Source organism: Bacillus sp. FSL K6-1000 (genome assembly GCF_038630785.1).
Lineage (GTDB): Bacteria > Bacillota > Bacilli > Bacillales > Bacillaceae > Bacillus > Bacillus safensis.
On the sequence record NZ_CP152042.1, the window covers coordinates 581316 to 592961 of the forward strand.

Annotated in this window: 19 protein-coding genes; 11 read left to right on the top strand and 8 right to left on the bottom strand. The window is 41.7% G+C overall.

What is annotated here, in order from left to right; all coding sequences use genetic code 11:
* Positions 1-91 precede the first annotated feature (91 nt).
* Positions 92-877, top strand: coding sequence for a GNAT family N-acetyltransferase (locus tag MHI46_RS02840; RefSeq protein WP_144464149.1), 786 nt, complete (start codon positions 92-94; stop codon positions 875-877).
* Here the strand turns inward: MHI46_RS02840 and MHI46_RS02845 are convergent.
* Positions 872-1345 (bottom strand): GNAT family N-acetyltransferase, encoded by a 474-nt coding sequence (locus MHI46_RS02845; protein ID WP_039176786.1) that lies wholly within the window; start codon positions 1343-1345, stop codon positions 872-874. The genes MHI46_RS02840 and MHI46_RS02845 overlap by 6 nt on opposite strands.
* A 53-nt stretch (positions 1346-1398) precedes the next feature.
* Between MHI46_RS02845 and MHI46_RS02850 the strand changes: the two genes are divergently transcribed.
* Entirely contained in the window at positions 1399-1668 is a 270-nt protein-coding gene (locus MHI46_RS02850) for a YesK-like family protein (RefSeq protein WP_039176789.1), read from the top strand.
* Here MHI46_RS02850 and MHI46_RS02855 read toward each other — a convergent pair.
* The 3 genes from MHI46_RS02855 to MHI46_RS02865 form a co-directional block, all read right to left on the bottom strand.
* Positions 1665-2204: a GNAT family protein gene (locus tag MHI46_RS02855; RefSeq protein WP_039176793.1), complete on the bottom strand. Its 540-nt coding sequence runs from the start codon at positions 2202-2204 to the stop codon at positions 1665-1667. The two genes, MHI46_RS02850 and MHI46_RS02855, sit on opposite strands and share 4 nt — an antisense overlap.
* Positions 2201-2596, bottom strand: a complete 396-nt coding sequence (locus MHI46_RS02860; RefSeq protein WP_024425420.1) for a VOC family protein — start codon at positions 2594-2596, stop codon at positions 2201-2203. The genes MHI46_RS02855 and MHI46_RS02860 overlap by 4 nt, the downstream gene beginning before the upstream one ends.
* A 68-nt stretch (positions 2597-2664) precedes the next feature.
* Positions 2665-3288, bottom strand: coding sequence for a GNAT family N-acetyltransferase (locus MHI46_RS02865; RefSeq protein ID WP_064498155.1), 624 nt, complete (start codon positions 3286-3288; stop codon positions 2665-2667).
* Between the two features lie 148 nt (positions 3289-3436).
* On the opposite strand from MHI46_RS02865, the gene MHI46_RS02870 reads away from it, so the two are divergent.
* The 6 genes from MHI46_RS02870 to MHI46_RS02895 all read left to right on the top strand — a co-directional run bounded on the left by MHI46_RS02870 (position 3437) and on the right by MHI46_RS02895 (position 7519).
* Positions 3437-3988: a TetR/AcrR family transcriptional regulator gene (locus tag MHI46_RS02870; protein WP_048240359.1), complete on the top strand. Its 552-nt coding sequence runs from the start codon at positions 3437-3439 to the stop codon at positions 3986-3988.
* An 85-nt stretch (positions 3989-4073) separates the two neighbouring features.
* Positions 4074-4616, top strand: a complete 543-nt coding sequence (locus tag MHI46_RS02875; RefSeq protein WP_058837410.1) for a dihydrofolate reductase family protein — start codon at positions 4074-4076, stop codon at positions 4614-4616.
* A gap of 108 nt (positions 4617-4724) precedes the next feature.
* The gene (locus MHI46_RS02880; protein WP_058837411.1) at positions 4725-5198 is read left to right on the top strand and encodes a MarR family transcriptional regulator; all 474 of its coding nucleotides are present in this window, start codon (positions 4725-4727) and stop codon (positions 5196-5198) included.
* The gene (locus tag MHI46_RS02885; protein ID WP_039176810.1) at positions 5182-5805 is read left to right on the top strand and encodes a nitroreductase family protein; all 624 of its coding nucleotides are present in this window, start codon (positions 5182-5184) and stop codon (positions 5803-5805) included. The genes MHI46_RS02880 and MHI46_RS02885 overlap by 17 nt, the downstream gene beginning before the upstream one ends.
* 17 nt (positions 5806-5822) lie before the next feature.
* Complete coding sequence (locus MHI46_RS02890) at positions 5823-6875, top strand: LLM class flavin-dependent oxidoreductase (protein ID WP_058837413.1); 1053 nt, start codon at positions 5823-5825, stop codon at positions 6873-6875.
* Between the two features lie 350 nt (positions 6876-7225).
* Positions 7226-7519, top strand: coding sequence for a hypothetical protein (locus MHI46_RS02895; protein WP_144464155.1), 294 nt, complete (start codon positions 7226-7228; stop codon positions 7517-7519).
* A 32-nt stretch (positions 7520-7551) separates the two neighbouring features.
* Here MHI46_RS02895 and MHI46_RS02900 read toward each other — a convergent pair whose 3' ends face one another.
* A complete protein-coding gene (locus tag MHI46_RS02900) occupies positions 7552-8115 on the bottom strand; it encodes an XRE family transcriptional regulator (RefSeq protein ID WP_039176816.1) in 564 nt (187 codons plus the stop codon).
* A 110-nt stretch (positions 8116-8225) separates the two neighbouring features.
* Between MHI46_RS02900 and MHI46_RS02905 the strand changes: the two genes are divergently transcribed.
* Entirely contained in the window at positions 8226-8813 is a 588-nt protein-coding gene (locus MHI46_RS02905) for a LysE family transporter (protein WP_064498152.1), read from the top strand.
* A gap of 4 nt (positions 8814-8817) precedes the next feature.
* Here the strand turns inward: MHI46_RS02905 and MHI46_RS02910 are convergent, their stop codons facing one another.
* A complete protein-coding gene (locus MHI46_RS02910) occupies positions 8818-9369 on the bottom strand; it encodes a GNAT family N-acetyltransferase (RefSeq protein ID WP_342503083.1) in 552 nt (183 codons plus the stop codon).
* A gap of 124 nt (positions 9370-9493) precedes the next feature.
* On the opposite strand from MHI46_RS02910, the gene MHI46_RS02915 reads away from it, so the two are divergent.
* A complete protein-coding gene (locus tag MHI46_RS02915; RefSeq protein ID WP_034665964.1) occupies positions 9494-9679 on the top strand; it encodes a CsbD family protein in 186 nt (61 codons plus the stop codon).
* Between the two features lie 148 nt (positions 9680-9827).
* Complete coding sequence (locus MHI46_RS02920; RefSeq protein ID WP_216431079.1) at positions 9828-10490, top strand: O-methyltransferase; 663 nt, start codon at positions 9828-9830, stop codon at positions 10488-10490.
* Between the two features lie 36 nt (positions 10491-10526).
* Here the strand turns inward: MHI46_RS02920 and MHI46_RS02925 are convergent, their stop codons facing one another.
* Both MHI46_RS02925 and MHI46_RS02930 read right to left on the bottom strand, forming a co-directional pair.
* Positions 10527-10853 (bottom strand): AzlD domain-containing protein, encoded by a 327-nt coding sequence (locus MHI46_RS02925; protein ID WP_039176830.1) that lies wholly within the window; start codon positions 10851-10853, stop codon positions 10527-10529.
* Positions 10850-11575, bottom strand: a complete 726-nt coding sequence (locus MHI46_RS02930; RefSeq protein ID WP_058837422.1) for an AzlC family ABC transporter permease — start codon at positions 11573-11575, stop codon at positions 10850-10852. Before MHI46_RS02930 ends, MHI46_RS02925 begins: the two co-directional genes overlap by 4 nt.
* Between the last annotated feature and the right edge of the window lie 71 nt (positions 11576-11646).

Sequence of the window (11646 nt, forward strand, 5' to 3'; positions counted from 1 at the left end):
CCGCCATTGATGCAGAAGTATTCCTTATGCTAAAAAGAGTCCTGTATGTCAGCAACTTTTTCTTTATAATGGAAGGAAAGGAGGAAAAATCATGCAACTCTTGGAGCGGCAAAAGATACCATCAATGAAAAAAGGAATTAGGCAGATCGATCCGGCATATCCAGTGTTTGTAGATGTGGTCATGGATGGCATCATACAAGGGCATCTTTATGTAGATGATGAAGCGCATCCGCTTGTATATTTTCTCGAAGCTTCATGCGGCATTTATTATGTGGCAGGAAGGAGTGAAGCGGAGCTGTTACGCTGTTCAGCCTTCATTGTGGATGTGTACGAAAGGCAGAAAAGACAAAATGCCCGATTCACCATATTTTCAGCAAATCCATCAACAGATGCGATGATGAAAAAATGTCTTGGGTCACATTTGAATGAGATGGAAAGACATGCGTACGTTTATTCACAGGCACATTCTCATGTCTCTGCGCCTTATCCAGGCTATAGAGTAGAGCGGACAAATGAGCAGGTGATGACTGGAAGCAGGGCTTTTCCTCCCAGCTATTACGAAGTCTATTGGGGTGAAACAGCTCGCTTTCTATCAAAGGGAATCGGGATTGCCATTTTAGATGGAGAGAACGTGGTGAGTGAGTGTGTCTCTATTTTTTCAAGTGAGGATCGTGCAGAGATAGATATTTGGACAGATGAGACTTATCGAGGAAAAGGTTTGGCGCTGCTGGCAGCTCAGCATATGCTCAGCATCTGTCATGAAAAAAAGAGGACACCGCATTGGGATTGCGATGTCTATCACCTAGCTTCAATCAAACTAGCAGAAAAGTTAGGCTTTCAGAGGCTCAAAACCTATCGATTGTTTTATGGTTCATGATGAGAAGGTCTTGAGATACCAAGCATCCATTGCAGAATGCTCGGAGCCTTCAAGCGGTTCTGAAAGAAGAGAAAAGCCATATCGCTGATAAAGGCCTATAGCCGCTGTTAATTCCCGGCGGGTTTCTAAATAACACGCTTCGTAGTATGTAGAGGCATATTCCAGCGCCGTATCCATCAGTTTTTTGCCCGCACCTTTTCCTTGTGCTTTTGGACTTAAATAAAGCTTTTGTAATTCACATACTCCATTTGTGAATGGAGCAATCCCTACACCACCCACAATCTCACCATGCTCTTCAGCAATCCAATAGGCTGCATGAGTCAATGATTGATAATATTCGAAAAGCTGGTCAAGTTGGGGGTCAGTGTAGGCTGTTCCTTCAATTGCTAGATTCGCTGATTCTAGTGACTGGCGGATAATCGCTGCGATATAGGGATTGTCTTTTTGCTCGATGGGTCTAATGTTCATTTGAAGTACCTCCATTGTCATGGGATCAAAAAGAGAAAGGGAGTTGATATCACATGTTCTGGCTGCAAACAGCTATTTTTACAATCGTTATTTTGTGTCTCTCATGGTGGGCAGGGAAAAGAAGCCGGCAGCGTCATGCGGGGTTCATTGTCCCTATATGCTTGATTTTATTTGGTTTGGTTTTATTGATTGTCAGTCTCTTTATTGGTAGATGGGAAGGCATGGCGCTCAGTCTATCAAGCGTCTCTATCGTTCTCTCTTCCATCATTTGTTTAATCATCGTCACTGGGATTCAATTTTTTAAAAAAGATGACCCTTCTTAAGCAGGAGCATCTGTATTCATCATGTTTTTATATTCTTCACGAAGGATGCCCATGATGATGACATCTGAGTATGTACCGTTGAAATAGAGCGCTTGGCGTCTTTTTCCTTCATATTGAAATCCGGCTTTCTCATAGCTTCGAAAGGCTCTTGGATTGTGGGAAAAGACTTCAAGCTCAAGACGGTTGAGTTCTAATGTGTCAAAGGCAAATGCTTGGACCATCCGAACAGCTTCAGTGCCATAGCCTTTTTGAAAATGCTCCGGCCCGTGAAGCGCAATGCGGAAGCTTGCCGTATGATTGATTGGATCAATGTCCACAATCGCCGCATCCCCAATCATCTCTTTCGTATCCAGCAGACAAATGGCGAAATCTCGTCTGCTGTCATCTTGCAAAAAACGGGTATAGGCGGATCGAATTTCTTCTAGTGTGAACGTTTTGCGTGTGCCAGTCATATGAAGTGTTTCTGCATGCTGACACCCTCTTTGAATACCAGGATAATCTTGCTCTTCAATCGGTCTCAAAAATATACGAGTCATGACGGATCACCCTCCTCTATATATCGAGAGATTTCAATTAAATTCAGATCAGGATCACGGATATAAACAGATTCAATTGGACCTAATGTACCGGTGCGTCTGACCGGCCCCTCTTCAATGGGGACCACTTGCTTCCGGAGGTGCAGCAGCAAACTGTCCATGTCTAAATCGGTGATAAAGCACAAATCATGAGATCCAGGAAGAGGATGAGCCGCTTTTGGCTCAAATTCATGACCAGCTTCATGAAGGTTGATCTTCTGTAAACCAAAACGAAGCGCTTTACGGCCTTCACCAAAAGTTTCTTCCTTCATTCCTAATACGTTTGTATAAAAGCGAATGGTGTCCTCCATATGTTGTACAGTCAACACGATATGATCAAGTCGTCGTATCATCAGTCTCTCCTCCAAGTATGATCATTGATTGAACTGACTCTATTATATCATCACCTGAAGAGGATACCTTATTTAATCACGGTTTTATAGCTCCAGCTTTCCAAGGATATTTCCTTTCCGCGCAATACCCTTTCATCAAACTCCATCCAGCCATTTTTCCGGTAGAAATGACGATTGGCCTCGTTGTGTGTAATCAGTGTGAACAGTCCGCCGCCTTGCCGGGCGATAAAGGGAAAAAGGCATTGCTTTAACATGCGGCTTCCGAGTTTTTTTCCTTGCTGGTCTTTTGCCACGACAAGTGCTTCTAAATACCAGTAAGGCTGCTTTAAGGAAGAACACGCTTTTTTTGCCTCCTTTAAAACACGGAACACATGCTGAATGGCCGATATACCGCCAGTGAAGAGCAGCTTTAACCCACCTGACAATACATAATTCATGACGCCTGGTTCAGGAAGATGCGGATGCTTTAAAAGGGCAGCAGACACAACCTTCTCGTTCTCAACCCCGACAAAACAGATTTGATGCTGAAAATACACCTTTGTATTGACCAAATGCAGCTGACGAGCGAAAGCAGAGCGCTTTGAGACCTTTTCACATAATAAGTCAAAAAATGAATAGTCCTGAAACGAATCATCTAACAACTCTGCCACTTGAGGCAGTTCATCCTCTCTGGCAAGTCTGAAATGAAGCATATGATGGCCTCCTTTTTTGAACAGATATATATTATTGAACATGTGTTGATTATAATAAGAAGTAAAGAGATCGAACATCGGCAATGGATGATAACCTGTTCATAATTAGACAGTTAACGCCTGATTGTTCAAAAACGGAGGGGATTTCATGAAGGACAGACGAACAATCAAAACAAAAAGAGCCATTCGGGAAAGCTTCCTTGAGCTGTTAAAGGAAAAGGAAGTCCAGCAGATTACGGTATCAGAGCTATCAAGGAAAGCGGATTTAGGCAGGGGAACCTTTTATTTGCACTATCAAGATGTGTTTGATTTATATGAACAGCTTGAGAAAGAACTATTCGATCAGCTCGGTGGGTTATATGATGAAACCTTTCCAAGTCAGGATCCTCTTGATATGCTTTCCTTTTTAAACAAAACGACTGAATACTTAAAAGAGAATCAGTATATGTTGACGTTATTTGTAAAACCAAATGGCCCAACGACCAATCAATTCAAAGCCTTTTTCAAAGAAAAAATCATGAAAGAGTGGCAGCTTGATCAGCGTCCTATTACAGAGAATGAACAAATAGAGGCCTCTTTTGTCGTGTCTGGTGTCGTGGGGGTACTCGAGGAATGGATTCATGAAGAAATGACCATTGATGCCGGCAAGCTCGCGCATAAATTATACGAGCTTCTCGTCAAGGTGGAACAGGAATCGTAAAAAGGGAGAAAGTTATGTAGTCTTTGTCTTTCCTTTTTGATAAAATAGAATATATGTTCTTATTTGAAGTAAGGGAGTGGTGGGATTGAGTGAGAAAAGGAAACTGCTTTTTTATGGGGCGATGAGTATCGATGGATATTTAGCGAGAGAGGATCACCGGCTCGATTGGCTAATAGGGACAGAGGGTGAAGATGAAACGAGCTACGACACCTTTTATGCGTCAGTCGATACACTGATCATGGGGCGCAATACATATGAACAAGTTCTTCAGCTGTCACCAGATGAGTTTCCTTATGAAGGAAAGACATGTTATATCATGTCACGTACGTTACAAGACAGTCTGGAAGGAACCCATATCATTCGCGAAGATGTCTTATCATTTGTGAAAAAATTAAAGAATGAAACAGGCCGTAATATTTGGATTGTCGGCGGCGGGGGACTGCTTCAATCTTTCATAAAAGAAAGATTGGTGGATGAGCTTTTTCTTCAAATCGTACCTGTCATCATTGGAAGAGGAATTCCTCTCTTTTCGCCGGCGGATCTGGAATCCAAGTTTTCATTACAGGAAGTACATCAATATAAACAAATTGCTGAAATGCATTTCACCTTAAAAGAAGAGGACCACTGAACCAAGGTGGTCTTTTTTTCATGAAACAAACTCATTGACAAGAAAATATCCTAGTGTTAGGATAAATTTATCCTAGTTTTAGGATTTCTTGAAAAAGGAGTAGTTGCCATGGTGCAGCATGATCATGAATTAGATTTAAGGCTATTCCGCGTATGGATGAAAGCCTATCAAGCCCTTTTTACAAATATCCAAAAAGACATTGAACGTTATGATATCGGATTTGAAAACTTTCAGATCCTTGAATTGCTCTACAGTAAAGGACCTCAGCCTGTTCAAAAAATCAGCGACATCTTGTCAATCCCAAGTGGCAGCATGACATATGTCGTGAACAAGCTAGAAAAACAAGAACTGGTGAAAAGGCAATGTGCGCCTTCAGATAAGCGGGTATTCCATGTACAGCTTACGGAAAAAGGGAAGCAATTGTTTGACGACATTTTCCCTAAACACACAGAGGTCATTTCGCAAAATCTATCCTTTATTGAAAAAGAAGAAAAAGAGCAGCTGATTGAATTACTAAAACAAATCGGTTTAGGTGCAAAACAACTTCGCGAAAAGGGGAAACAAGATGACACTCAGCTTTGATACATTGGTACGTGAAAGACGATCCGCATCAAATTTTTTGCCAAATATCTCGATTTCGAGAGAAGAGCTTAACAGCATATTTGAAGAGGTCAAGCTGGCACCATCTGCTTTTAACTTACAGCACACACAATATGTTGTCGTCCAAACAGAAGAGCTGAAAGAACAAGTAAGAGAAGCGGCATTTGGACAATATAAAGTGCACTCTGCTTCAGCAGCGATCATCGTACTTGGAGATCCAAACGCTTATGAGCACGCAGGGGATATATATGAAGGCCTGAAAATGCTAGGCATTTTAAATACGCAGCAATATGAAGAAATGGTCAGAGAGACCATGAGCTTTTATGAGCAGAGAGGGGCAGATTTCCAGAAGGAAGAGGCGATCCGCAATGCTTCCTTATCTGCCATGCTGTTCATGCTTGCCGCTAAAAATAAAGGCTGGGATACTTGCCCGATGATCGGTTTTGATCCCGAAGCAATGAAAAAGGTATTAAACATTCAATCAGATTTGGTTCCTGTGTTAATGATTACACTTGGAAAAGAAAAAGTAGAGAGCAGACAAGCGAGAGGTTATAGAAAGCCAGTTTCTGAATTTGTGACATATTTATAAGATAGGGGGTTCCAATCATGGAACTAGGAATTAGTACATTTGTCGAAACAACACCTGATTTTCAAACAGGAAAAACAGTCAGTCACGCGCAGCGTATTCGAGAAGTAGTAGAAGAAATTATTTTAGCAGATCAAGTCGGTCTCGATGTATTTGGCGTAGGTGAGCATCACCGTGAGGATTTCGCCGCATCGAATCCAGCTGTCGTCTTAGCGGCTGCAGCAACACAAACAAAAAATATTCGTCTGACAAGTGCAGTGACAGTCCTTTCATCAGCAGATCCTGTACGTGTATTTCAGGATTTTGCAACGCTAGATGGACTATCAAACGGACGTGCAGAAATTATGGCAGGCCGTGGTTCATTTATTGAATCATTCCCGCTCTTTGGCTATGACCTTGATGACTATGAAGAATTATTTGAAGAAAAGCTTGATTTGCTGTTGAAGTTGCAGCAGTCAGAGCGTGTTACATGGAGCGGCAAGCATCGCCCAGCCATTCAGGATGTTGGGGTATACCCAAGACCTGTTCAAGATCCGCTTCCGATCTGGATCGGCAGTGGAGGAAACCGTGAATCCGTCGTACGTGCTGGATTATTAGGATTACCGCTTGTACTTGCCATCATTGGCGGAAGTCCAAGACAGTTCGCACCGCTCGTTCAGCTGTACAAGCAAGCGGCAGTGCACGCTGGGCATGACCCTGAAAAATTAACTGTAGCATCACATTCTCATGGATTTGTTGCGGCAGAAACAGAGCTGGCAGCAGATCAATTTTTCCCATCCACACAGCATGTGATGAACACATTAGCTAGAGAGCGAGGCTGGGGACCTTATACTCGTTCTACGTTTGACGCAGCGAGAACTTTAGAAGGTGCGCTATATGTAGGAGATGCAGATACGGTGGCAGAGAAAGTCATTCATCTTAGAAAAAATGTAGGCATCACACGTTTTATGCTTCATGTACCGGTTGGTTCAATGCCGCATGATCAAGTGCTAAAAGCCATTGAGCTATTTGGAAAAGAAGTGGCTCCTAAAGTAAGAGAAGAGGTTGCCCGCTGGGAAGCAGAGCAAAAATAAATAAAAAGGCCGATCAAGTGAATAGGCTTGATCGGCCTTTTCTTATGCTTAAGGATCAGTGATACATGGTTTTACTGTAGGACATTTAGCAGCAGAAGCAATTGGTGTGATCGCCAAGGTGAAGAGGAAAACAATTTGAAAACAGATGAGCCATTTTTTCATGAAATCACCTCCGTTCACAATTGTTTCACTAGATTGAGATGAGGATAAAAGCATAGAAGTATGTAACACACTCTATCCAGCATAAGACAATGATATCATAATTTTCAAAAAAATGAAAAAATAAACTTACAAAAGTTCTAAATTATGGTATAGTTTATACGTTCAACAAAAAAGGGAGGGATTTTTTTGTGAAAAAGGTCATATCTTCTGTTTTGGTTGGAGCAATTGTCTTAACGGGTGCTGGGGTCACAACTGCTCCAGTGGAAGCAAAGGAGCAAACAAACAGTGAAGTAACAGTTCAAGCGAGTCGAACTGTCTCAGAAACAAGAACATATACGACATCAAACATCCCAGACAGTATTGTATATGCACAGGATGGCTGGGTCGGTATTTTAAAACGAACATCTATTGAAGAGTTAGGATTAGGAAAATATAGAGTCACATTTACTGGAACGGTTGTACGCGATCCAGGATTTAATTAAACAAATGGAAAGCTGACAGGTGGACAAGCCTGTCAGCTTTTTTCTTGAGGATAATAAAGAATCATTTGCATCCGTACCATTTGTTCTCCGGATTGTTTATACGTGTGCGTCCGATCCGCTTTAAAACGAATAGAGTCTCCGGCTTTTAAGGTGTATTGTTCATCACCAATGGATAAATCAAGGACTCCTTCAAAAACAGTGATCAATTCCTCTGTTCCCCCAATGTGTTCACTCGCACGCAGCGACCCACCTCGGTCAATTTCTACTCGGTACATTTCAAATTTCCCTCGGTCATCGAAAGGAAAAGTCGTGTATACGCGATAACGGCCGTCGTCCTCAGTTAAAACCTGCGCATCCTCCTTGCGTACCACCTTGATTTCAGGCTGTGGTGCGTAAATGAGCTCACTAAAAGATACTTTTAATCCGTTGGCGATTTTCCACAAAGTCGTGATGGTAGGGGTTGATTCTCCTCTTTCAATTTGCCCAATCATCGTCTTGCTGACACCAGTTAATTCTGCCATCTTTTCGAGGCTTAATTTTTTTTGATCTCTAAGAAGCCTCACGTTTTTAGAAATAATCGATTGTACGTCTTCCATGAAAAAAGCTCCTTTCTCTATTTACTTTATAAAGACCGAACGTTACAATAAAACGTAATATACGTAATAAAGTAATTAAAGTCTAAATAACGTATAAGGGAGGCGGCATCTTGATTGTATCTATGTTGATCTATGCTTTTGTTAGCAGCTTTACCCCAGGGCCAAACAACATCATGGCCATGGTCTTTACGAATAAATATGGGGTCAAGCAAACATTTCGATTTTGTTTAGGTGTGGGTATCGGATTTCTCGTTATTTTGTGTTTGAGCTGCTTCTTTAATATCATTCTTTATCAAGTGATGCCGAAAATAGGCTGGGTCATGGCGTTCATCGGAGCCGCATACATGATTTATTTAGCGGTCAAAATCATGAAAAGTAAAGGCGGTGATGACGAAACACTTGATCGCTACAATCATTTTATCCCTGGTATGATGCTGCAATTTATTAACCCAAAAGCGATCTTGTATGGATTGACTGTGATTTCAACATTTGTTTTGCCATATGGACAATCTAATATGCAGTATGTCATATGGACGCTGATTCTCGCACTTATTGGCTTTCTCGGTACATTCAGCTGGAGCTTATTTGGCTCTTTGTATAAGCGCTTTTTGACTGCTTATGAAAGACCGTTCCAGTATGTGATGGGGGTGCTTCTGATATACAGTGCGATTTCGATGATATGGGGCTATGTGATGTAAGCGGTCAGGAACTTGGCCGCTGCCTGCCCATCACAACAGTATCATAATATAATCCGTCACTCAGCCGTTTATCGTTTTTTAATACACCTTCAATCAAAAAGCCATGGTTCTCATATAACCGGATGGCTTTTTTGTTCGTTTCAAGCACATGAAGAGACATCTTCTGAATGCCCTGCTGATCTGCCCAGTCAATTGAAGCAGCTAAAAGCTCTTTCCCAATGTAATAGCCCCAAGCATCTTTCTGGATGGCGACGCCAAATGTCACTTTGTGAGCAAAGCGTTTGAGTGAATGGCCCTCGCATCTTGAAAAACCGACAATCTTTCCTTCAATAGCAGCGACCAAAAATAAATGCCGGCTTTGCTTGGTATCCTCTTGAATCAAAGCCTCAAATGCTTTTTCATCAAGAAAGGCTTCGCCTGGTTCACGGTCTAAATATTCTGTTTCACCATCGATTTTCAGTCTGAGAGCTGATAACTGTTTAGCATCGGCCATTGAAGCGGATCGAATATGATAGGTCAGCCCACGAACTGTGAATATTTTTTCAGAGATGATCATTGATGAACACCCACCCTTCTTTCCAGTATGTTTATCATACCTGAAACGTGTACATCGCACACTCAGATGTTTTGTATCTCTCAAAAAGGCTAAATGAATAGTATCAAACGTGGAGGTGGAACAAATGAGTGAAGAAAAAGGACATATGGATAAAGCGAAAGGAAAAACAAATCAAGTCAAAGGGCAAGTCAAAGAAAAGCTTGGGGAAGCAACGGATCATCAAAACCTGAAAGCAGAAGGGAAAAAGGATCAAGCAAAAGGAAAACTTCAAGATAAAAAAGGCGATGTCAAAAATAAGCTGAACGAGTAGATCCGAAACCAGTGCGTTGCTCCATGTATTCATCATCACATGTCTTTCATCAAAAAAATGAATAGATGTGTGAAAAGAATTGATTATACGCTCTCACGATCATCATGTAGACTTGAGATAGAAGACATGATCAAGGGAGATGGATGAAATGGAGCACGTGTGGAAGAAAGTTGACGAGTATATCACAGACAAATTGATTCCTAAAGATGACGTATTGGAGCAAGCCCTTACTCATAATAAGCAAGCAGGTCTGCCAGCAATTGATGTGTCACCAGCCCAAGGGAAAATGCTTTATTTATTAGCAAAAACGAAGAATGCAAAGCGCATTTTAGAAATCGGGACACTTGGTGGATACAGTACTATTTGGCTTGCGCGTGCTCTTGAAGAGGATGGAGAACTCATCACATTAGAGGCTGACAGCCATCATGTACAAATCGCACAGCAAAACATCAGCAGAGCGGGCTTATCGGAACGAGTGAGCATTTTACAAGGAAAGGCATTAGATACGTTATCTCAGTTAAAAGAGAGGGCTGCGCTTCCATTCGATTTGATTTTCATTGACGCAGATAAACCAAACAATCCGAAATATCTAAAGTGGGCGTTAGATTTCTCAAAAAAGGGAACAGTCATTATTGCGGACAATGTCATCAGAAATGGAGCAGTCCTTCATGACTCTAGTGGGGATGAACGAGTGCAAGGAACTCGTGAATTTTTTGATTTACTCAAACAAGAACCGAGAATAGAGGCAACAGCGATTCAAACTGTTGGTGAAAAAGGTTATGATGGATTTGTATACGGAATCGTCAAATGAAACAAAGCTTAACCACATGTGGTTAAGCTTTGTTTTTTAGAAAAACCATCTAGCAGTGCCCATCAGCATGACGCCGACAAGAACAGTAAGTGACAAGCTTTTTGTCCAAACAGCGATGAGTACAGTGGGAGTCAAGACAGCAAGATACATCCAATGAATAGTGACGCCTGTGCCTGTTGTTGTATGGATGAAGAGATGCTCTGCAATCAAAGCTGTAAAGATACAAATAGGAATAAACGATAACCATTTCAGCACCACTTCAGGCAGCTGAATACTTCGTACAAATATAAAGGGTACGACTCTTGGAATGATGGTGACGATCATACAACCCACAATGAGCCATAACATAAAGCTGCTGATCATTTATCTGTCACCACCCCAATGGTTGCGACAATCATGGTGGCTAACAGAACAGCCACGTGTGAAGGAACGAAATGAAGCAGAACAAACATGGCAATGACCATATACAAAACAAGTGACAGGCGATGAGTTAACTTATTTTTGGGAACTGTCTGTAACGAAAGGACTAGCAGTGCAGCAAACATCGCTGATAAAGCAAAATCAAGACCAAGCGCTTCAGGATTTGAAATCCAGTGTCCAAAAATGCCGCCAAGTATGCAGGCCGCAATCCAGCATAAATAAGCCGTTATGTTCAGTCCGTGCATCCACCGGTTATTCAGCTTTCCATGCTGAGCTAATTTATTCATGGCTACGCCAAAGGATTCATCAGTCAGCAAGAGACCGAATCCGATATTTTGTTTTAAAGAGTAGCGTGTAAAATGAGGAGCCAGCGTCAGGCTGAGTAATAAATGACGCAGATTCACAATAAATGTAGTGAGAATAATAGCGGAAAGGGGACTTCCCGTGACAAGCAGTGCACAGATAATGAACTGTGAAGCACCTGCATAAATAAAGATTGCTAGAAGTGCAATGTCCCATAAGCTCAACTGTGCACTAATTCCAACAATTCCAAAGGCAAACCCGATACTCATATAACCAAGCAGGGTTGGCACACAATCTTTTATTCCCTCGAGAAATGGTTCATGTTCCGTGCGGGGAATATGTTTCCTTGCTTCAATATCCAACGACCTCTACTCCTTCTCTGCATGACGATCTATAGTTTTAATTACTATATGAAAACGAATTCAGCATGTCA